This window comes from Portibacter marinus, assembly GCF_021533195.1.
In the GTDB taxonomy this organism is placed as follows: Bacteria; Bacteroidota; Bacteroidia; order Chitinophagales; family Saprospiraceae; genus Portibacter; species Portibacter marinus.
Genome location: NZ_JAJNKB010000001.1, coordinates 723,251 through 743,407 on the forward strand (window position 1 = coordinate 723,251; position 20,157 = coordinate 743,407).

A 20,157-nucleotide genomic window follows, 5' to 3' on the forward strand; every position below is an offset into this window, starting at 1 on the left:
TTTTTGGCTTTGATGAAGAAGTCCATTTTTTCACGGCCTTATAAAATTATTTGAAAATAAATTGTCAGGCACGACAAATTTTTTACTTTTTTTTAGTGGTCAAGTAATTTTCATTCGTCTTGTAGCCGTTAATGCCCTATTCAAATAATTAATTTTAAAATAATATGACAACAACTAAATCAAAGCAGACCACAATAGCATGGTTAATCACAGGTATGATCATTTTTGCTGGTCTTGCAGGCTATCTATGGTTTGACAGGTCTCAACTTGCGAAAGCAAATGTTGAGCAACAGGAGCAAATAGCAGAAAAAGAGAGAGTTCAGGCTGAATTAGAAATTCAATATGAAGAAGCTATGACCAATCTGGATGCTATGAAGACTGATAATGTACAATTAAATGAGTTGATAGAAGAACAAAAATTAGAACTAGCGGACCAGAAAAAGAAAATCAGCGGATTGCTTTGGACACAAGGAAAGCTTAAAGAAGCAAGAGAAGAAATTGCTAATTTAACCGCACTTTCCGAACAATATGTCGCTGAGATTCAAACACTTAAGGACGAGAATGTTCAGCTGAATGCTAAAAATGTGAAGCTGGAAGAAGACAAGACGATGCTCATTGATAATCTCAATGTAGCAAAAGAGGACAATGAAGAGCTTCAGGTTGCTCAGGCAAAACTAATGAGTGAAAAAGAAGAACTAGAGGAAGTGAAATCAGAATTGGAAGCAAAGGTGAATGTAGCTTCTGTGATCAATGTGGAAAATGTAGTTGCACAGGGATTGAAGACCAAGAACAATGGAAAAGAAGTTGCGAGACAGTATGCTAAGCAAGTAGAGAAAATGAGAATTTGCTTTGATACTGAAGAAAATATGGTAGCTGAAAAAGGTCAGGAAATATTTTACGTAAGAATCATTGACCCACAAGGTGAGACCATGGCCATTGAGTCAGCTGGTTCTGGCGTATTAACCAATGATGCCAGTGGAGAAGATGTTAGATTCTCTAAAAAAGGTGTCCTTAATTATGAAAATAAGGAAGTGACCGCTTGTGTTGACTGGGCTCCGGGTACAGCTTTTCCTAAAGGAAACTATGAAGTAGAGGTATATAATAAAGGCTACCTTGCTGGAAAGGGAGCTGTCCAATTAAAATAATCCAATTTCATACATGGTATGAGGTGAGCCGATGGATCGTTGATTCATCGGCTTTTTCTTTATATATTCATTTTTTTTTAAGATCATCGCAACTTATTATGAGGGGATCTGAAGGTCTTTGTATGTCAATGTCTGAATTTAGCGTGAAGGAGATATTATGAAAATAACATTTATTGGACCTGCACACCCATTTAGAGGCGGGATTGCTGCCTACAATGAACGTCTGGCGAGAGGACTTCAGAATCATGGACACGAGGTCAAAATTTACACCTTCACCGTCCAGTATCCAAATATCCTCTTTCCTGGAAAAACTCAATATTCATCGGAGCCTCCACCTACAGATTTAGATATACATAGACTGATTAATTCTACCCTACCTTTTAATTGGTTTAAAGCAGGTCAACAAATCAAGAATGAAAGACCGGATTTGGTAGTGATGAGATACTGGTTGCCATTTATGGGACCATGCCTTGGAACCATCGCCAGGATCATTAAAAAAAATGGTCACACCAAGATCATTACCCTATTAGACAATGTCATACCACATGAAAGCAGACCAGGAGACAAAGTTTTTACGCAGTATTTTGTAAAACCGGTCGATGCGTTCATCGCCATGTCGAAAACCGTACTCAAAGACATCACACAATTCGATACGCTAAAACCGAAGGTGCTCACGCCTCATCCACTCTATGATAATTTCGGTGAAAAAGTGAGCAAACAGCAGGCGCTCAACAAGCTGAAGCTGAGTCCGGATTTTCAGTATATTCTATTTTTTGGATTTATCAGAAAATACAAAGGTCTCGACTTACTATTGGAGGCCATGGCTGATCCCAGACTTAAAAATAGTAATATCAAACTTCTCATTGCTGGAGAATACTATGACCATAAAGACATTTACCAGGACCAAATTAAAAGACTTGCAATAGAAGATCAAGTGATTGGATTTGACGAATTCATACCTGACTCTGATGTAAAGTATTTCTTTAACGCCTCCGATTTAGTGGTACAGACCTACAGAAGTGCAACCCAAAGCGGTGTGACGCAAATTGCCTATCACTTTGATAAACCCATGATCGTAACAGATGTGGGAGGTCTTGCGGAAATATGCCCGCATGAAAAAGTCGGGTATGTGGTGCCTGTTGATGTCGAGGCAATTGCTGATGCCATTCATCGATTTTTTAACGACGCAGATCAGGAGAAGATGATTGAAAATGTAAAGAAGGAAAAGAAGAAGTACAGTTGGGATATCTTGATTGATAAAATGATGGGCCTCTATCATAAGATTCAATCTTAATACACTTGCAGTGCATATGATCATCTATTCAAAAGTAAATGTTAATCCTGGGCAATGAAATTCCTATATTTGAGCGATTAGCAAGAAAGCATGGATCAAATCTCAATAGTAAAACGCAATTTTCAGGAAGCCATCGCTCTTCGTGAGCAAATATTAGAAAATGAAGAGCTGCATCTCAAGATCAAGCGTTTATCCGAAGAAATTGTAAAACTTTTCGAAAATGATGGCAAGCTTTTGTTTTGTGGAAATGGAGGAAGTGCATCCGATGCTCAGCACTTAGCTGCGGAATTTTCAGGTAGATATTACTACGACCGTCCCCCATTGTATTCTGAAGCATTGCACATCAATACGTCGTACTTAACTGCGGTAGGTAATGACTACTCTTTCGAGCAAATTTATGCCCGAATGGTAGAAGCTATGGGCAAGAAGAATGATATTCTAATAGGCTTATCCACCTCCGGAAACTCATTGAACATTGTTAATGCGTTGGCAAAAGCGAAACAACTGGGAATGTTCACCGCGGCATTCACTGGGTCAGGAGGGGGCAAAGTAAAAGAACATTGTGACTTATTGATCGAAATTCCAAGCTCTAACACCCCAAGAATACAGGAATGTCATATGTTAATTGGACACTCTATTTGCGAATATGTAGAAAAGTCACTTTTCCCTATAAAAGGGAAATAAAAGACATCATTGACTTAAGAACATTAATGAAAGTATACGAATGAAATATTTACTGATAATCGTGGCGCTGGTCTTTATGGGTTGTACTTTATGGGCTCAGGATGTGCTGAAAGACACCATTCCAGGCTCGGAGGTTACTTTTGAATTAAAATTAATAGAAGGAAACGATAGTATTGCAGACTTCTATATCGGTACTCACGAAGTCACTTACGATATGTTTGCGCTTTTCAAAAGAAAAGAATTTGACACCCCGGAAAGCGATCTCGATGATGATTATTCACCTGATGCCATTACCCGACCTACGCCACCTTATGAAGATATGACCTGGGGGATGGGAACAGAAGGTGGATTTCCTGCTGTAAGCATGACCCAGAAGGCAGCCATGAGATATTGTGAGTGGCTGTATCAAAAAACGGGGAGATTTTACAGACTACCAACTGCAAGGGAATGGACTTATGTGGCAAAAAAACAGCCCTCTACCAAAGGTTGGTTTTATGAAAATAGTGGCGACAAATATCATCAGACTGGTACATTCCAATCTGATGTCGATATTTATGACCTCTATGGAAATGTGATGGAGTGGACCTTGGACAAAAGAGTACTGAAGGGAGGTTCTTATATTGACAATGAAAGCGATATTACGGCAGATACCAATATTAAATATGACCGAAAGTGGCAACAACGTGATCCTCAAATTCCAAAGAGTATCTGGTGGTTGACGGACGGTCCATTTGTCGGATTCAGACTACATTCACCTGTGGAACAACCGACGAATGAAGAGGTTGAATCATTTTTTAAAGCATATTTTGAATAGACTCCTTCAATCCCGGAAAGCTTTCCTTTTATTGTTTTTTACTGCAGCGACAATATCTATATCTGCACTATACTTAGATTTTTTTGTGATCTATACTTTAATGAAGCCAATTACTACAAGTATAGCCATCATATATGCCATGTTGTTGGGTAGCTCTAAATTTCAGAAATATAGGTTATACGTCATCTTTGGCCTCATTTTTTGCCTTGTTGGTGATACTTTTTTATTAAATCCCAGATATTTTATTTTTGGACTTTTAAGTTTTCTCATTGCTCACCTATTTTTTATCATAGCTTTTTTGGCCATTCAAGGGTTGAACAAATCACCCTTGATTGCTGCTGCAATTCTAATCCCTGGCTTATTATTTTATCTATATATCATGCCCTATCTAGAAACTCTGAAGTACCCAGTATTGATATATGTTATGGTCATTTTAGTCATGTGCTGGCAGGGAACTGCTTTGTTTGATAAATTGAGAAGCAGAAGGTTTCTATATGTCAATGTTGCTGTCTGCCTCTTCGTCATTTCCGATACCATACTGGCTTATAATAAATTTGTGACAGCTTTTCACGAAGCATCCCTGCTCATACTACTGACATATTGGTCATCCATATTCTTGCTCTCATTATCTACTTTGAAAGATCACTAAGGTTTGTTTACCTTACCTCGAATCTACCTTTCAAACAACCTACATCTTTTCTGGAATTATGTTTTGACCTACTATTCTTCGTTGACCATCGATAAAGAATAAATATTATTCCTTAACTTCCGACTGAAATTAAATGAACACAAAATAATAAAAATGAAAAAGGACAGGAGGACATTCGTAAAAGCCGGTGCATTGATCACAGGTGGGATAGCTTTAAATCCATTGAATATATCAGCAAGATCGTTCATAAGTGCAGATGATACCATTAGAGTGGGACTGATTGGTTGCGGAGGACGAGGAACCGGTGCTGCTTTCCAGGCACTCTCTACAGCCCAAAATGTAAAATTAGTGGCAATGGCTGACGCCTTTCAGGACAATGCTGAAAAATGTCTAAAAAATCTAAAAGAATCGCTTGAAGAAGATGATATGGATGCCGCAAGGTTGGTGGTTACGCCAGAGACCATTTTTGCTGGATTTGACGGATACAAAAAAGTGATTCCCATGTGCGATGTGGTCTTAATAGCCACCCCTCCTGGATTTAGACCGATTCATTTTGAAGAGGCTATCAATGCTGGCAAACACGTTTTTATGGAAAAACCTGTGGCAACAGATGCCAATGGTGTTCGTAAAGTCCTCGAAGTTGCAGAAAAAGCAAAAGCCAATAAGTTAAATGTTGTAGTTGGATTACAAAGACATTATCAGACTAAATATATAAAATGGGTTGAGGCACTGCAACAAGGAGCTATCGGAGATATTATTGCATCCAGAGTATATTGGAATAGTGACGGAGTCTGGGTTCGGGAAAGAAAACCTGAGCAGACAGAGATGGAATATCAAATGAGAAATTGGTATTACTTCAATTGGCTGTGCGGAGATCATATTGCAGAACAGCACATTCATAACCTGGATGTAGGCAACTGGGTTAAGCAGGCCTATCCTATAAAAGCTTACGGAATGGGAGGTCGAGAGGTCAGAACCGGGCCGGATCACGGACAGATTTTTGATCACCATGTGGTACAGTTTGAGTATGAAGATGGCTCAATGATGTTTAGTCAATGTCGACATCAACCAGGTTGCGAATCAAGAGTAACTGAAATGTTCCATGGTTCTTCAGGTACAGCACCGTCGCCTGGTAAGATCATTGGAAAAAATGGCAATATCATTATGGATCATAATGATCGCCAAGATCCAAATCCTTATCAAGTGGAACATGATTTATTGTTTGCTGCCGTGGCCAATGGTGATTTTAAATATATGGATGCCGAAAATGGAGCGAAGAGTACCATGACGTCACTCTTAGGAAGAGCCGCCACTTACAGTGGGAAAACAGTCACTTGGGATGAAGCAATGAATTCTACAAAGAGTTTAATGCCAAAAAAATACTCCTTTGATGCTGATCCACCAGTGATGCCGGATGAAAATGGTAGATACCCTGTTCCTGTTCCTGGGAAAACAGAGGTGTTGTAATCAATGAAAAACATATTAATCTTTTTTTTACTTCTTTTAAGTGGATTTTTGAATGCCCAGAACATCTATGGCTATTGGGCTATGGGCACAATTTGGAGTTTTACTATAAAAGACGATAACATTACTTCGCAAATCGCTGATCAGGTATTTCAGGAAGTAAAAAGGATTGAAAAAATCTTCTCTAACTATGACGAGTACAGCGAGCTTGCTGAACTTAATCAAACTGAAAACTGGATGCCGGTCTCACCGGAAATGCTGGAAGTAATCAAATTTGCTGAGGAATTGCGGGAGCGATCCAACGGAGCTTTTGATATCAGGATTGGCCAAAGTATAGACCTTTGGAAAAAAGGAATAAAGGAAGGTGATGCACCAAAATCATCTGCCTTGAACTCAAAACTAACCGAAGACCTTGAACTCCAAGTCGATTATAATCTGGTGAAAACCAATGCCCATACCAAATTGGATTTTGGAGGAATTGCCAAAGGATATGCTATCGATAAAGTATTTGAGATGTTCATTAATATGGGCTACGATACCATTTTAATTGACGGCGGAGGCGATATGCGCATGGGCTCCTCTCCCACCGGAAAAGGATGGAAAATTGCACAATTTTATGAAAAAGGGAAGATCTTATGGCTGGAAAATACTGCTATAGCCACTTCGGGTTCATACTATCAATACTTAGAGCAAGATAGTTTGAGGTATAGTCATATTATTGACCCTGCAGATCAGCAAGCTGTTAGTATAGATCGAGGGATCACTGTGAAGGCACCCACTTGTATGGAAGCAGATGCACTGGCCACCGCTATCTCTGTCAGTGGTCATTACGAAACACTTCAGAACTTTTATGAATTCCAGGTAAATATTTTGGAAAATGGGGAATGGACAACCAAGCAATTCTAATCTGGCAGATCATATACTGGGAATGCCGTGATCCGTAGTGTAGTGCAACCATAAGGAATGAGCGTGATTTCCTGAATAAGCGAAGGGGCTTTGTGTACATATTTTTCAATTCAATAATCACTAGAACATTTGACCGATAGAAGCGTTAAATATGTAATGGAAAAAAACCCAATAGATAAAGACAAAATTGCAAAAAATCCGCATTCGCTGGAGTACGCACACAATGTCGGAAGTGCTGTCATTAAGCCAATTGATAAAGGCAGGATAAAAGGATTGGCAGTCAAGGCAATGTATGAGCAAACAGATCTTCAGCTCAGCCAAATCAAAGAGCAAATTGATTTACTTGCACATCAAGCTCCTGCAATTCAAGATCGGGTATACATCTCCGAGAAAATTTACCAGGCTGAATGCAGATTTAAACCTCTAATAGGTAAGACGTATCATCTGTATGAAACTGGTGAGAACCAATGGCTCTTGAGTATGATCGCTCCTGAGGAATGGAAGAATTGTCCACATTCTTTTGTAAATAGTGCCAAATTACTTGCTGATCATACCTGGGACGTCGTAAAAGAATAGTGATTTCAAGTCAATCTTGCTGGGGTATCCAGATTTTACAAAACATTATGATCTGACAAGGTGTTATAAATATTCGCTATAATGAGCAATTAAACTTAATGATAGGATATCTCTTTTCAGAAGCTAAAGAAAAAGGACCACAAGATCCTTTCGAGAGGCTTTTAAAAATTTTCAAAGACTTGTTACTTTACACATCCGGAGATGTCAATGAAGCCATTTCATGGTTGACTGAATTAGACAAGCAATACAACCTAACGACACCTGATTACGGTATCGCTGACTTTGTTCAGGATCTCGTCGAAAAGGGTTATATTTCTGATCCTGAAAAATCAAGGACTGGTGGCGGTAGCGTTCCCACTAAGAAAATGGAAGGAGAGCTAAGAAAGAAAGCATTGGATGATGTTTTCGATCAATTAAAAAAATCAAAACGTGGAAATCATAATACCAACTTTACAGGTCAGGGAGATGAGTATACCGCAGAATTCAGACCATACAATTTCGGAGACAACCTCGATAAAATTGCGATATCCGAGTCTATTAAGAACTCTCAGATCAATCATGGAATCGACGACTTTAAACTAACTGAACAAGATCTCCAGGTTCATGAAAGTTATTATAAAAGTCAGACCAGTACGGTTTTGATGATTGATATTTCTCACTCCATGATTTTATATGGTGAAGATCGCATCACTCCGGCAAAAAGGGTGGCGATGGCACTTTCAGAATTAATAACTACAAGATATCCTAAAGATACATTAGACATCATCGTTTTTGGAAATGATGCATGGCAGATTCAAATTAAGGATTTGCCATACCTGCAAGTAGGACCCTATCATACCAATACTGTGGCTGGACTAGAATTGGCCATGGATTTATTGAGGAAAAGAAAAAATCCCAATAAGCAGATCATGATGATCACAGACGGAAAACCCACATGTATTAAGAAAGGCAAAAAGTACTATAAAAACAGTATGGGCCTGGATAAGACCATTTTAAATAGGACATTGGGCCTGGCTGTCAAATGCAGAAAATTGCAGATTCCAATTACCACTTTTATGATTGCGAGGGACCCATATCTGGTCAATTTCGTCGATCAATTTACAAAGGCTAATAACGGGAAGGCATTTTATAGTTCATTACAGGGTTTGGGTGAATTTATATTTATGGATTATAAACAGAATAAACGGAGAAGAAAGAAATGACAAAATTAACAGACATAAAAACATTGGGAGCCCTAAAAAAGAGCGGTTATGTGAGCAGAACGCTTAAGGAGGAATTAAGGGATAACTTGATCACAGCACTTCAAAATGGCAAGGAGGTTTTCACAGGCATCCGGGGATTTGAAGACACTGTAATACCTGACATAGAAAGAGCGATTTTATCAAAGCACAATATATTATTGCTTGGACTGAGAGGTCAGGCCAAAACTAAGATTGCCCGACTTTTGGTGAGACTTATGGATGAGTACATTCCCGTCATTAAAGGAAATGAATTAAATGATGATCCACTCAAACCCATTACCAGTCAAGGAAAAACGACTGTTGCAGAAAGTGGAGATGATACAGAGATAGATTGGATGCACAGAGATGAAAGATATGTAGAGAAGCTCGCCACCCCGGATGTTAGCATTTCAGATCTAATAGGTGATGTGGATCCCATAAAAGCAGCCGCTTTGAAGCTACCTTATTCGGATGAAAGGGTGATCCATTTCGGTCTCGTCCCAAGATCTCATCGTTCGATTTTCGTAATCAATGAATTACCTGATCTTCAACCAAGGATTCAGGTGTCTTTATTCAACATTCTTCAGGAGGGCGATCTGCAGATCAGGGGATTTAAACTACGATTGCCTTTAGACATCCAATTTGTTTTTACGGCGAATCCTGAAGACTATACCAATCGGGGAAGTATCATTACTCCACTTAAAGACCGGATTGAATCACAGATCCTGACCCACTATCCCAGAGAAATTGAAACAGCAATGGCTATTACAGCGCAGGAAGCAGGCGTTACTAATAATCAGAAGGAGAAAATTACTTTTCCTGAGCCGCTGAAAATGTTGTTGGAAATGGTCTCATTTAAGGCCAGAGAGTCAGAATTGATAGATGATAAGTCAGGGGTATCGGCAAGATTGAGTATTTCAGCTTATGAAAACCTATACAGTACTGCAGAAAGGCGGATGCTGATTTCTGGTGACAATCAAACACAAATACGCGTGACTGATTTCTGGGGAATTATTCCCGCAATTACAGGAAAGGTGGAATTGGTTTACGAAGGGGAACAAGAAGGACCTTATGCTGTGGCACTTGGACTCATTGGTTCTGCCATCAAAGATATGTTTCAGACTCATTTTCCCAATCCAGAAAAAAGGACAAGAGGTGAAGAACGTGATCCTTATGGGGTCATTAAAGAATGGTTTGGGGCTGGCAACCATCTAGAATTGCTCAACGATGCTTCTAATGCAGAATTTGAAGCCTCTTTAGATCGGGTAGCTGGACTCAAAAAGTTTGTGATGGACATGTCGATCAATAAAAAAGACGAGTTATTGTATAAAGAACTACTCATTCACGGCCTTTCCGAGTATGATGTCATCGCGAAGGATTTTCTCGACAGAAGCATGGAATTTTCAGACCCACTTTCAGAAATGTTCGGTGAATTTGACGATGATGATTATTAAGCTCTACTAAACACTTGTTTAGATAGACGAAAACATCTTCACCATTTACACCTTCAGCTGTGGCACTTCATCCATGCAGTGTACTGCTTGGTCTATATTTAACCTTACCCACTTGCAGCGCTTTTAGATTTTAAATTATCTTTGCAGCGATTTAAAAAAAGAACAGGTGAGCATATTAATATTTTTGATCATTTCCTATATTCTCTTGAGCATCAGCCTTTATTTCGTTTTCAAGAAAGCAGGTGTAGAGGCTATAAAAGGTTTAATTCCGGGAGTGAATTTTGTAGAATGGTGCAAGTTGATCGGCAGACAACCCATCTACGCGCTATGGCTACTATTTCCAATTGTCAATATTTTTATTTTTTGTGGTATGGCAGTGGATTTGGTAAGATCTTTTCGTAAGTACAAGTTTATTCATACCGCAATAGCTGTACTCTATGCGCCAGCCATCTTTTTCTATATAGGTCTAAAAGAAGAGGAGCAGTACGATGCCCCAACCCTTCCGAAGGAAAAAGCTTATGCTGAAAAATTGGAAGAAGCGAAACGTAACAATGACAACCTGGCTTATAACAGATTGATGAAAGATAATCCTTACAAGAAATCGGCTCCAAGGGAATGGGTAGAATCTATCTTCTTTGCTGTTTTCGCTGCTGCATTTATAAGAATGTTTCTAATCGAAGCCTATGTTATTCCCACACCTTCCATGGAAGGAACACAGATGGTAGGTGATTTCCTTTTCGTTTCCAAAGCGCATTATGGTATCAGAACCCCTATGACCATTGCGATGGTCCCCTTATTGCACAATGTCATACCTGGATTAGGAACGGAATCCTATTTGGAAAAACCTCAGCTTCCCTATTACAGGCTCCCGGCACTGGAAGAAATCGACCGAATGGAACCCATCGTATTTAATTGGCCGGTGGGAGATTCCATTTTCCTGACCAGTAGATCTTATTCATATGCTATGGTTCAGGATATCGCTAAGAACAACTTCAGGGCTGATCCCGCGTTAAAGCCATTATGGGAGCGTCAGGAATTTCGTACAAGGCCCGTTGACAAGAAAGATCACTATATCAAACGTTGTGTGGCTATTCCCGGAGATACCCTACAAATAATCAATAGTCAGATTTATATCAACGGAGAAAAGCAGCCTAACCCGCCTTTTATGCAACTTCGAACCTTGATTTTACTTCCGGAAGGCATGCTGGCATCCGATGTCCTAAAACTAGATCTTTTTGACCTGGACACAAAAGTAGCAGATCGATCTTCTAATTATATCATTGCTTATCTTAATGAATCAGAACGTGAAGAAGTGAAAGCGTTAAACCCTGAACTCAAGGTTTTCCCATACATGGAACAACTTGTAAAGATGAAGGAGTTTGAAGCCACAGGACTAAGAGATTCCCTTAAATTGGGCAGACAGATTATTCCTGTTTCACCAACACTTTATAATATCAGGCTTAGCGATGATCAATATGATGCATTATATGATCATCCTATGGCAGAGACTTTTATTGACAAGACCTATTCCAGAGACCTTTTTCCACAAAATACAGAGATATCTAGAGACTGGACGGTCGATAATTACGGGCCGATATACATTCCAAAGGCTGGGGATGAAGTGGTCATCACCCCACAAAATCTCGGCTTTTATCAAAGAATCATCAATGTATATGAGAACAATGACCTGAAGGTGGAAAGAGGTCGAGTTTACATCAATGGTGAACAGACATCCAAGTATACTTTCAAGCAGAATTATTACTGGGCCATGGGAGACAATAGGCATAACTCTGAAGATTCGAGAGTGTGGGGCTATGTTCCTGAAGATCACATTGTCGGAAAACCATTATTCATTTGGTTTTCACTCAAAAATGGAAGATTGTTTGACGGTATAAGATTTAACAGAATTTTCAGGGGGGCAGATGCAGGAAGATAGAATTGTTAACCTTTTTCCTTGAAAAGTTATTAAGCCCTTAAAGAGCTTTAAGCTCTTTAAGGGCTAGGAGGGCTAGGCTCTAAAGACTAGGGCTAGCAGATGCCTGGCTGAGGTATTCTATTAAGCGGACTGCTCAGTAAATTGCTTCTTTTTTAAGCAGATTCCTGCTAACTTTGGATCTCAAACCTAATTCATGATTAACATGTCTATTCTAAAGCGGTGGGGCCTGGCTTTTTTCTTTATTTCTGCCACATTTGCCAGCTTTGCACAACTACCAGCATCTGATTTAATACTGTTTGATTTTAAGAAAGTCAATTCAGAGTATTTTATCACCAATGGTAAGATGTTGAATAAATTCAATAAAGGCTTTTACAACAACCAGCCAAGCTTTTTCGATGCACAGATGCTTTACTTTTCAGCGCAAACGCCCGGAAAGGAACAAACTGATATCTACGCCATTGACCTCTTGCGTCAAAAATATTGGCAAGTAACCGATACTCCGGATGGAGAATATTCTCCTACGTTAATGCCCACCAAGCGGCACTTTTCAGTCATAGTGCAAGAGGACAAAACCAATGTACAGAAACTATGGCAGTTTCCTGTGGACCAATCTAATTTGGGAAGTGACATCTTTCCCGGAATTACAGGTGTGGGGTATCATTGTTGGATCGATCGAGAACATGTAGCCATGTTTATAGTTGGTGAACCGCATAAAATGGTTATTGCTAATCGCATCACAAAGTCTCAAAAAGTGGTGATAGAAGATATCGGCCGGGGAATGAAAGCTAATCGTCAGGGGCTTCTTTATTTTATCCATAAAATTGGAGATGATAACTGGCTCTTAAAAAGATACGATTCAAGTAATAATACCATAATTACCATCGTTCAAACACCTGGACAATCTGAGGATTTTGAGCTCATGCCTGACGAAACGATCATCATGGGTAGTGGATCTGATCTATTAGCTTTTAATCCGGATTTTTCCAAAGAATGGAAAAAAATAGGTTCTCTGGCTGACGTGGGGATTCAGGAAATTACCAGACTGTCGATAATTGGCCAGAAATTAGTAGTAGTAAGTAAAAAGTAATTGGTTTATGAGAGTGTTATTATGGATGTTTGTGTTGGTAGTATTGGGTTTGGGCTATGCCAATGGTCAGGATGAAATTGCATCTGATTATGACAAGACCTTAAAAAAGCACAGAAAAGATTATAAAAAGGCATTACTTGTTGACGATCGAGCACCGATTGATGATAAGAAAGACTTGAAAAATGTGGATTTCTACCCACCAGATAAATCTTTCATTGTTAAGTGTCTCTTTATTGGCAATACAGAGCCAAGACCATTCGAAATGGCTACTTATTCCGGTGAAACCAAGCCTTATATCAAATATGGAGAGGTATTATTCGAGTTGCCTGGAAAGGGCACTCAAAGACTGAGTGTGTACCAAAGTTTAAAAGCACTCACCATTCCATTGTATAAGGATCACCTTTTCATACCATTTAAAGATTTGACTACAGGTGACTCCACATATGGAGGTGGAAGATATATAGATATAAAAGTTTCAGATATTAAACAGGGTATTGTTTTTCTTGATTTTAATAAAGCGTATAACCCTTGGTGTGCTTATAGCGATGGATTCAGTTGTCCTATTCCACCGGAAGAAAACCATTTAAAGGTTGCAATTGAAGCTGGTGAATTAGCATTTAAGGAGGAAATCAACTATCAAAAATCCTGATAAATCTGGAAACTTATTCAGTAAATTTAAGGTTTTACAACCATGATTCGCCTACTAACACTACTTGTTCTATTTTTCTATTTCATCACAACGCAGGCACAGAATCGTGATGTTATCGCAGGTGAGGTGATAGTCCAGCTAGAGCCTGGTTACAGTCTAGATGTCCATTTACTTTCAAGAGGTAAAGTCGACTGGAATCCACCGAAACTCATTAGCAAATCTTTAAACATATATCTGGTAAAACATGCTCCGGAGCTTAGTTTTGAAGAAGTTGCAAAAAGCATAAGCGCTTCTCATAAAGTAGTAGCAATCCAACCTAATTTGAAAACAACTTTACGTAGAGCTCCCAATGATAAACATTACTCTAAGCAAGCAAATTTTCAAAAAATTGACATTGAGAGAGCATGGGGCGTTACGACCGGTGGAACCACCATATTAGGCGATCGAATCGTCGTAGCGGTCATGGATTCCGGCTATGGCTTAAACTTGATAGATTTGAGCGAAAACCATTATCAAAACACTGATGAATCGCCTGGAGATGCAAATGGAGATGGTTGTCCCGGTATTTGTGGCGTAGATGATGATATGGATGGCCTTATTGATGAGGATGCAGAAAACAGACTTCCTTCTCATCCTTTATATAATCCGAATAGTGCTAACGACGATGATGAAAATGGATATGTAGACGATATTTGGGGGCTTAATTTGCAAACTTACACGGACACCCACCCCGCTGATAAACATGGTACTTCCGTTGCCGGCATCATTGGAGCGGTAGGTAATAATGCTGAAGGAGTCAGCGGTGTGAATTGGGATGTTGAAATGATGTTGTTTTCTGAGGTGAGCAACATTAGCCAAATTATCGAGGCCTACGAATATATTTATAATCAAAGAAGATTGTATAACGAATCAGGCGGAGAAAAAGGGGCATATATTGTCGTTACGAATTTTTCTTCCGGTATTGATCAAAGATTTGGTCACGAGTTTCCAAGTTGGTGTAACATGTACGATAAACTTGGTTCTGTAGGCGTATTATCTGTGGGAGCAACGACTAATGTAACAAGAGATGTAGATGCTGAGGGTGACTTACCCACTACTTGTTCCAGTCCGTATTTGATTTCGGTGACCAATCTTAATATAGCAAGAGAAGAACAACCTGTGATTAATGGTGGCTATGGTGCGGTGAACATAGATTTAAGTGCGCCGGGAACTGGCACGTTCACAACTGACTTGACAAACACTGACAACGTGGGTACCTTCTCTGGAACCAGTGCAGCTACACCGCATGTTGCAGGAGCGGTCGCCTTAATTCACAGTATTCCATGCGAAAATTTTGCAGCCTATTATAAAGAGCAGCCTGAAAAAGTGGTTGAAATTAAAGACTATATTTTAGGAGCTGTGGACCCTGAACCTGGATTGGTTGGAAAATCTATTTCAGAGGGAAACCTCAATATTTATAGTACGATGGTAGCGCTAAAGGACTTTTGTCCCACTCCAGAAGGTGGAGATTTAGCCTTTAAGAAAGTATATCCGAATCCGACCAGCACTCGTGATGAGATTACCATAGAATACGATGGGCCAGATGGAATTGGCGCTTATGAATTTGGCGTTTTTAATATGCAGGGACAGCTGATGTATACAAAGGCCATTCAGCCGCCCCTTTATGGTGTTAAGGAAGAAAAAATCAGAATTCCTACTTTGGCACCCGGGGTTTATTATTTTGTTATGAATGGAGCCGATCAGATCATAAGCCACAGGCAAGTCATTTTACCATATTAGAATTTATTACATATGTAATATTTTTGGGATGGCTTGCTTGGTAATTTGATTAAATAAACTATCTTTGCACCCTATTTTGAAATTTTGGCTCCGTAGCTCAACTGGATAGAGTACCTGACTACGGATCAGGAGGTTGAAGGTTCGAACCCTTCCGGAGTCACAAAGGCTTTTGTGGAGGTGATTTAGAAACTTAGATTATTTAAACAGGAGACTGATAAAAAGAACGATAAGATGTCTAGAGTTTGTCAATTAACAGGAAAAAGACCTATTTCAGGTAATAATGTTTCGCACTCCAATGCGAAGACTAAGCGGAGATTTTTACCGAATCTTCACAAGAAGAGATTTTATATTCCTGAAACGAAGGAGTGGGTTACTCTTAAAGTTTCTAGCAAAGCTTTAAGAACCATCAATAAGTTAGGAATTTATGCTTACATCAAGGAGGTAGATCCTACTGGTGAAAAAACAGGCATTAAATTATAATTTTTTTAAATTAGCGATATCATGGCAAAAAAGTCAAAAGGAAATAGAATTCAAGTAATACTGGAGTGCACAGAGCTTAAAGCTACAGGTCAGCCGGGTACTTCTAGATATGTTACTCAGAAAAATAGAAAAAATACTCCGGATAGGTTGGAATTGAAAAAATACAATCCTATCTTGAAGAAAATGACTGTTCACAAAGAAATTAAATAAAAATGGCTAAAGTATCTAAAAACTCAAGAGTAGGACAAAGAGCCGCGAATGCCGGTTCCGGAAGAGACTTTGTAAAAGTTGTTAAAAGCGTAAAAGATCCTGCTACCGGTAAGTACACCTATAAAGAGCTTATGATCCACAAGGACAAAGTGAAGGAATACTTTGCACAGAAATAATATTATTTTACAGAAAGATAGTATAGATATTTAAGGGCTTTTCTTACCATAAGAAAAGCCTTTTTTATTACTTTCCGCACCTAAATTATTAAGCTATGGGTTTTTTCGATAAATTTTTCACCAAGGAAAAAGAGGAAGACCTCGATAAAGGCCTGGAGAAAACTAAGACTAATATATTTGGTAAAATCTCCAGAGCTGTCGCTGGTAAGTCCACCGTGGATATAGAAGTCCTGGATGAGTTGGAACATATTCTGATCAGTTCTGATGTAGGCCTGGACACGACCATTAAGATCATCGAAAGAATTGAAGAGAGAATTGCCAGAGATAAGTATATCAATACCAAAGAGCTCAATGACATTTTAAGAGATGAAATAGTTCAGCTGCTTTCAGAGAACAATACGGCAGACCTGGAGCAATTTGCTCCCGTCACTGATAAGAACCCTTATGTTATCCTTGTGGTTGGGGTCAATGGTGTAGGCAAAACTACGACGATTGGTAAGCTGGCTCACCAATTCAAAAAAGCAGGTAAGAAGGTGGTGTTGGGTGCAGGTGACACTTTCAGAGCAGCAGCGGTAGATCAATTGGGTATATGGGCCGAACGCGTCGGTTGTGATTTTTACAGTAAGGGCATGAATACCGATCCGGCTGCCGTGGCCTATGAGACCGTTCAGTATGCCATGAATAATGACTGTGACATTGCGATTATCGATACAGCTGGAAGACTACATACCAAGTTGAATCTGATGAAGGAGTTAACCAAGATTAAAAATTCTATCGATAAGAAAATGCCGGGAGCGCCACACGATGTAATGTTGGTGTTGGATGCTACTACAGGCCAAAATGCCATTGAACAAGCAACCAAGTTTACCTTGGCAACCGAGGTAAAGTCTCTGGCTCTTACTAAGCTAGATGGGACGGCTAAAGGTGGTGTAGCAATCGGTATCTCTGACCAATTTAAAATACCCATCAAGTATATCGGTGTGGGTGAAGGTATTGAGCAACTACAGATTTTTAATAAGCGTGCATTTGTAGATTCACTTTTTAAAGGAAGTGACACTTTGTAATAATTGATCATGCTTAAAACATTGACACCTCAGCTTTACACCCTTAAAGTAGAAAAAACACTTGCGTTTTATGTAGAAAAATTACGCTTTAGCTGTATAGCTAAAGATGCGAAAGAGGGCTGGGCACATATTAGACTGGATAACGTCAATATCATAATCTGTGAACCCAATAATCATCTTAAATTTAAACAGCCGCTGTTTACAGGTTCATTTTACATCGAATGCGATAATGTCGATGACCTTTGGAATCAATACAATATCAATTCCCAGATTGCATATCCTATAGAGAATTTTGATTACGGCATGAGAGAATTTGCCATTTATGACAACAATGGGTATATGCTGCAATTTGGTCAACCTTTCTAGAAAGCTATTTATTTGTAGATATCTACCTCTGATTACTCCTCTCTTGCTCACTGGAAGAGCAACACTGCATACTCATGGCCAGCTAAAACGTTTTTATCCAAATTTCTTTTTTTAGAAAATATGTCTTAGTATTTTAATGTTACTATAACACAACCTAAGCGTATGGCAGATAAAAACTATGTAAAGGCACTTCGCAGAGCAAAAGCAAAGAAAGCTTTCTATTCATCCCTTATAGCCTTCGTCCCCATTGGTTTTATGCTTTTTATCCTTAATGTAAGCCTCATTGCCCCTAATGTTCCATGGAGCCTCTTTCCCATTTTGGGATTTATTGTCATCCTTGTCATCCAAAGGTTGATGATGTTCAAACGTCCACAAAAAACAATTTTTTCTGATGACTATCTGGAATACCAAACTGAAAAGGAAATGAGGTTGATTGAGTTTGAGGACGACATGGACGATTTAGAGGCCGAAAAATTACAATTGAAGAATTTAGAATTGCACCCACTTTCCAGAAAGGATAATGAGTTGGTTTGAAAATGATGTAAAATGATCATCATTTCCTAATTTGGCAAATGCTAAATAATCAGTATTGAAACCACTTACAAAGCTTGGCTTTATTATTACGCTTCTCTTGCCTTCCATTCTAGGTCATACCCAATACCAAATAAAAGGACAGTTTCTAGATTCAGAGCACAAATACTCAAGAATCATTCTACAATACGTTCCGTCTCTTACCCAATTATCCCGATTGGATATGAACAATTATGTGAACGTTGCCGCAGTAGATTCACAGGGTTACTTCACCTTAAATGGCAATGATATTCCACTAGAGCCCATGGTTTACCAATTGATGCTCTCTTCTGGTAAGAACCATAACAGTATATTTAGCGGCAGAAGCAAAAATTACATTCAAGTAGTTTTAGACAGAAATACTCGTATGATCATCTATGATTGTATGGACATATCAAGTACATTCGCTGGCTGTAATGTTGAAGGTAGCATTGAGAGTCACCTATTGCAAAAATTCGCAGATGAATTTCTTCCATCAATAAAATCAAAAACCAACGTTCAAGGTGAAATGGACTCTGAATTAAAAGACCAATTTGCCTATAGATACCACAGTGATGCCATTAAAAAGTACATGGATACCAGTCAATTCCAAATCCCCGCACTTTATGCCTACCATCACCTTAAAGATGCTGAGTTCGAAATTAAAAGTGATCCCAATTTCTTCAGGAACTTTCTAAGCAGAATGGAAAGCTTAAATGGCGCATCACGATATTATTTGGAAGCTAAAATTGAAATTCAATCCATCCTTGAATTAGTAAATCTAGATGACGAAGAAGCTAAACTTGATCCGACCATCATTATTTTCATCACGCTTTCAATTATCATTATTGTTTTAGGGTTTCTGACCATATACTATCGTGTAAAATGGAAAAACTTGTTGAAAGATAAAGGTGAACTTGATATGGATGAGTTACTCCACTCGGTAACGGAGAAAGAGCAAGAGATTATCGAGCTTATCTTAGCAGGTCATTCCAATAAAGAGATTGCAAGCCAGTTGTTTGTCAGCTTGTCAACTGTCAAGACCCACATCACCAATATTTATGCTAAACTTCATGTAAGTTCAAGAAAACAATTAAAAAGACTCTTAGCCAGTGTGTCACAAGATAAATGGCCACATAAGTAAGATTCAGACTGGTACTAGTACTCATTTCCCACCCTACTTATTGAGATTATCTGGTTATGATCGTTAAATTAGGTGCATTACTAAATCAAATACATACGATCATGCAAAATTTATGTTTTATACTATTGATGACTTTATCTTCATTCTGCCTTCATGCTCAAACCAAAACCGATGTCATTATATCTGAAGAGGTCATACTGGTTAATTATCATTCAGAAATGAGTATTTATGAAGCACTTGCTATCAGTACCTTGCTGAAAAAGCGTGGGATTGAACTGACTTACAACGAATATAAGTTAGATGAAAAAGGAAAACTGATTGCGGTTGATTTTGATATTGACTTCAATAATGGTAATAGTGGATCAGCATCCTGTAGCCAAATGCAATTTTTGGGGACCTCTTGTGGATTTTTCATTGACAATAGACCTGATGCACGAAATTACTGGGACAGGTTCTCTGAATATCAAACTGGAGGAGTTAAAGCATGCTGAATAACACCCACGTCAACTTA

General features: G+C 38.9%; 22 protein-coding genes and 1 tRNA gene. All 23 read left to right on the forward strand.

The genetic code is table 11. The annotated features are described in order from the left end of the window. Positions 1 to 164 precede the first annotated feature (164 nt). Complete coding sequence (locus L2567_RS03025) at positions 165 to 1,145, forward strand: hypothetical protein (protein ID WP_235296216.1); 981 nt, start codon at positions 165 to 167, stop codon at positions 1,143 to 1,145. Positions 1,146 to 1,302: 157 nt separating this feature from the next. Then, positions 1,303 to 2,439: a glycosyltransferase gene (locus tag L2567_RS03030; protein ID WP_235296217.1), complete on the forward strand. Its 1,137-nt coding sequence runs from the start codon at positions 1,303 to 1,305 to the stop codon at positions 2,437 to 2,439. Positions 2,440 to 2,529: 90 nt separating this feature from the next. Next, complete coding sequence (locus tag L2567_RS03035; RefSeq protein ID WP_235296218.1) at positions 2,530 to 3,123, forward strand: D-sedoheptulose-7-phosphate isomerase; 594 nt, start codon at positions 2,530 to 2,532, stop codon at positions 3,121 to 3,123. Positions 3,124 to 3,163: 40 nt separating this feature from the next. After that, positions 3,164 to 3,937 carry a formylglycine-generating enzyme family protein gene (locus L2567_RS03040; protein ID WP_235296219.1) on the forward strand — a complete coding sequence of 258 codons (774 nt, stop codon included), beginning with the start codon at positions 3,164 to 3,166 and terminating at the stop codon, positions 3,935 to 3,937. A 100-nt stretch (positions 3,938 to 4,037) separates the two neighbouring features. After that, positions 4,038 to 4,586 carry a lysoplasmalogenase gene (locus L2567_RS03045; RefSeq protein WP_235296220.1) on the forward strand — a complete coding sequence of 183 codons (549 nt, stop codon included), beginning with the start codon at positions 4,038 to 4,040 and terminating at the stop codon, positions 4,584 to 4,586. Positions 4,587 to 4,739: 153 nt separating this feature from the next. Then, on the forward strand, positions 4,740 to 6,053 hold the full coding sequence (locus L2567_RS03050; protein ID WP_235296221.1) for a Gfo/Idh/MocA family protein: 1,314 nt from the start codon (positions 4,740 to 4,742) through the stop codon (positions 6,051 to 6,053). Between the two features lie 3 nt (positions 6,054 to 6,056). After that, positions 6,057 to 6,956 carry an FAD:protein FMN transferase gene (locus L2567_RS03055; RefSeq protein ID WP_235296222.1) on the forward strand — a complete coding sequence of 300 codons (900 nt, stop codon included), beginning with the start codon at positions 6,057 to 6,059 and terminating at the stop codon, positions 6,954 to 6,956. Positions 6,957 to 7,112: 156 nt separating this feature from the next. Next, on the forward strand, positions 7,113 to 7,532 hold the full coding sequence (locus L2567_RS03060) for a DUF2452 domain-containing protein (protein ID WP_235296223.1): 420 nt from the start codon (positions 7,113 to 7,115) through the stop codon (positions 7,530 to 7,532). 98 nt (positions 7,533 to 7,630) lie between these two features. Further along, on the forward strand, positions 7,631 to 8,734 hold the full coding sequence (locus L2567_RS03065) for a vWA domain-containing protein (protein WP_235296224.1): 1,104 nt from the start codon (positions 7,631 to 7,633) through the stop codon (positions 8,732 to 8,734). Next, a complete protein-coding gene (locus tag L2567_RS03070) occupies positions 8,731 to 10,206 on the forward strand; it encodes an AAA family ATPase (RefSeq protein ID WP_235296225.1) in 1,476 nt (491 codons plus the stop codon). The genes L2567_RS03065 and L2567_RS03070 overlap by 4 nt, the downstream gene beginning before the upstream one ends. Before the next feature lie 166 nt (positions 10,207 to 10,372). Then, positions 10,373 to 12,142 (forward strand): S26 family signal peptidase, encoded by a 1,770-nt coding sequence (locus L2567_RS03075; protein WP_235296226.1) that lies wholly within the window; start codon positions 10,373 to 10,375, stop codon positions 12,140 to 12,142. A 193-nt stretch (positions 12,143 to 12,335) separates the two neighbouring features. Next, a complete protein-coding gene (locus tag L2567_RS03080) occupies positions 12,336 to 13,229 on the forward strand; it encodes a hypothetical protein (protein WP_235296227.1) in 894 nt (297 codons plus the stop codon). Positions 13,230 to 13,236: 7 nt separating this feature from the next. Continuing rightward, positions 13,237 to 13,878 carry a DUF1684 domain-containing protein gene (locus L2567_RS03085; RefSeq protein ID WP_235296228.1) on the forward strand — a complete coding sequence of 214 codons (642 nt, stop codon included), beginning with the start codon at positions 13,237 to 13,239 and terminating at the stop codon, positions 13,876 to 13,878. 42 nt (positions 13,879 to 13,920) lie between these two features. Then, on the forward strand, positions 13,921 to 15,657 hold the full coding sequence (locus L2567_RS03090; RefSeq protein ID WP_235296229.1) for a S8 family peptidase: 1,737 nt from the start codon (positions 13,921 to 13,923) through the stop codon (positions 15,655 to 15,657). Positions 15,658 to 15,743: 86 nt separating this feature from the next. Then, positions 15,744 to 15,817: transfer RNA gene (locus L2567_RS03095), tRNA-Arg, on the forward strand. A 71-nt stretch (positions 15,818 to 15,888) separates the two neighbouring features. Then, positions 15,889 to 16,137: a 50S ribosomal protein L28 gene (gene rpmB / locus L2567_RS03100; protein WP_235296230.1), complete on the forward strand. Its 249-nt coding sequence runs from the start codon at positions 15,889 to 15,891 to the stop codon at positions 16,135 to 16,137. Between the two features lie 21 nt (positions 16,138 to 16,158). Then, positions 16,159 to 16,347, forward strand: coding sequence for a 50S ribosomal protein L33 (gene rpmG, locus L2567_RS03105; RefSeq protein WP_235296231.1), 189 nt, complete (start codon positions 16,159 to 16,161; stop codon positions 16,345 to 16,347). 2 nt (positions 16,348 to 16,349) lie between these two features. After that, positions 16,350 to 16,523 (forward strand): DUF4295 family protein, encoded by a 174-nt coding sequence (locus tag L2567_RS03110; protein WP_235296232.1) that lies wholly within the window; start codon positions 16,350 to 16,352, stop codon positions 16,521 to 16,523. A gap of 95 nt (positions 16,524 to 16,618) precedes the next feature. Beyond that, positions 16,619 to 17,587, forward strand: coding sequence for a signal recognition particle-docking protein FtsY (ftsY, locus tag L2567_RS03115; RefSeq protein WP_235296233.1), 969 nt, complete (start codon positions 16,619 to 16,621; stop codon positions 17,585 to 17,587). Between the two features lie 9 nt (positions 17,588 to 17,596). Next, positions 17,597 to 17,953 carry a VOC family protein gene (locus L2567_RS03120; protein WP_235296234.1) on the forward strand — a complete coding sequence of 119 codons (357 nt, stop codon included), beginning with the start codon at positions 17,597 to 17,599 and terminating at the stop codon, positions 17,951 to 17,953. 162 nt (positions 17,954 to 18,115) lie between these two features. Further along, entirely contained in the window at positions 18,116 to 18,487 is a 372-nt protein-coding gene (locus tag L2567_RS03125) for a 2TM domain-containing protein (RefSeq protein ID WP_235296235.1), read from the forward strand. Between the two features lie 55 nt (positions 18,488 to 18,542). Further along, positions 18,543 to 19,646: a response regulator transcription factor gene (locus tag L2567_RS03130; RefSeq protein ID WP_235296236.1), complete on the forward strand. Its 1,104-nt coding sequence runs from the start codon at positions 18,543 to 18,545 to the stop codon at positions 19,644 to 19,646. 101 nt (positions 19,647 to 19,747) lie between these two features. After that, positions 19,748 to 20,137: a hypothetical protein gene (locus tag L2567_RS03135; protein ID WP_235296237.1), complete on the forward strand. Its 390-nt coding sequence runs from the start codon at positions 19,748 to 19,750 to the stop codon at positions 20,135 to 20,137. Positions 20,138 to 20,157: the final 20 nt, after the last annotated feature.

Bases quoted from the DNA above. Each gene is read 5' to 3' on its own strand.
- ftsY (WP_235296233.1), top strand. From the start codon at position 16,619: ATGGGTTTTTTCGATAAATTTTTCACCAAGGAAAAAGAGGAAGACCTC.
- L2567_RS03040 (WP_235296219.1), top strand. From the start codon at position 3,164: ATGAAATATTTACTGATAATCGTGGCGCTGGTCTTTATGGGTTGTACT.
- L2567_RS03120 (WP_235296234.1), top strand. From the start codon at position 17,597: ATGCTTAAAACATTGACACCTCAGCTTTACACCCTTAAAGTAGAAAAA.
- L2567_RS03070 (WP_235296225.1), top strand. From the start codon at position 8,731: ATGACAAAATTAACAGACATAAAAACATTGGGAGCCCTAAAAAAGAGC.
- L2567_RS03110 (WP_235296232.1), top strand. From the start codon at position 16,350: ATGGCTAAAGTATCTAAAAACTCAAGAGTAGGACAAAGAGCCGCGAAT.
- L2567_RS03060 (WP_235296223.1), top strand. From the start codon at position 7,113: ATGGAAAAAAACCCAATAGATAAAGACAAAATTGCAAAAAATCCGCAT.
- rpmB (WP_235296230.1), top strand. From the start codon at position 15,889: ATGTCTAGAGTTTGTCAATTAACAGGAAAAAGACCTATTTCAGGTAAT.
- L2567_RS03055 (WP_235296222.1), top strand. From the start codon at position 6,057: ATGAAAAACATATTAATCTTTTTTTTACTTCTTTTAAGTGGATTTTTG.
- L2567_RS03090 (WP_235296229.1), top strand. From the start codon at position 13,921: ATGATTCGCCTACTAACACTACTTGTTCTATTTTTCTATTTCATCACA.
- L2567_RS03030 (WP_235296217.1), top strand. From the start codon at position 1,303: ATGAAAATAACATTTATTGGACCTGCACACCCATTTAGAGGCGGGATT.
- L2567_RS03135 (WP_235296237.1), top strand. From the start codon at position 19,748: ATGCAAAATTTATGTTTTATACTATTGATGACTTTATCTTCATTCTGC.
- rpmG (WP_235296231.1), top strand. From the start codon at position 16,159: ATGGCAAAAAAGTCAAAAGGAAATAGAATTCAAGTAATACTGGAGTGC.
- L2567_RS03035 (WP_235296218.1), top strand. From the start codon at position 2,530: ATGGATCAAATCTCAATAGTAAAACGCAATTTTCAGGAAGCCATCGCT.
- L2567_RS03080 (WP_235296227.1), top strand. From the start codon at position 12,336: ATGATTAACATGTCTATTCTAAAGCGGTGGGGCCTGGCTTTTTTCTTT.
- L2567_RS03065 (WP_235296224.1), top strand. From the start codon at position 7,631: ATGATAGGATATCTCTTTTCAGAAGCTAAAGAAAAAGGACCACAAGAT.
- L2567_RS03025 (WP_235296216.1), top strand. From the start codon at position 165: ATGACAACAACTAAATCAAAGCAGACCACAATAGCATGGTTAATCACA.
- L2567_RS03125 (WP_235296235.1), top strand. From the start codon at position 18,116: ATGGCAGATAAAAACTATGTAAAGGCACTTCGCAGAGCAAAAGCAAAG.
- L2567_RS03045 (WP_235296220.1), top strand. From the start codon at position 4,038: ATGAAGCCAATTACTACAAGTATAGCCATCATATATGCCATGTTGTTG.
- L2567_RS03050 (WP_235296221.1), top strand. From the start codon at position 4,740: ATGAAAAAGGACAGGAGGACATTCGTAAAAGCCGGTGCATTGATCACA.
- L2567_RS03085 (WP_235296228.1), top strand. From the start codon at position 13,237: ATGAGAGTGTTATTATGGATGTTTGTGTTGGTAGTATTGGGTTTGGGC.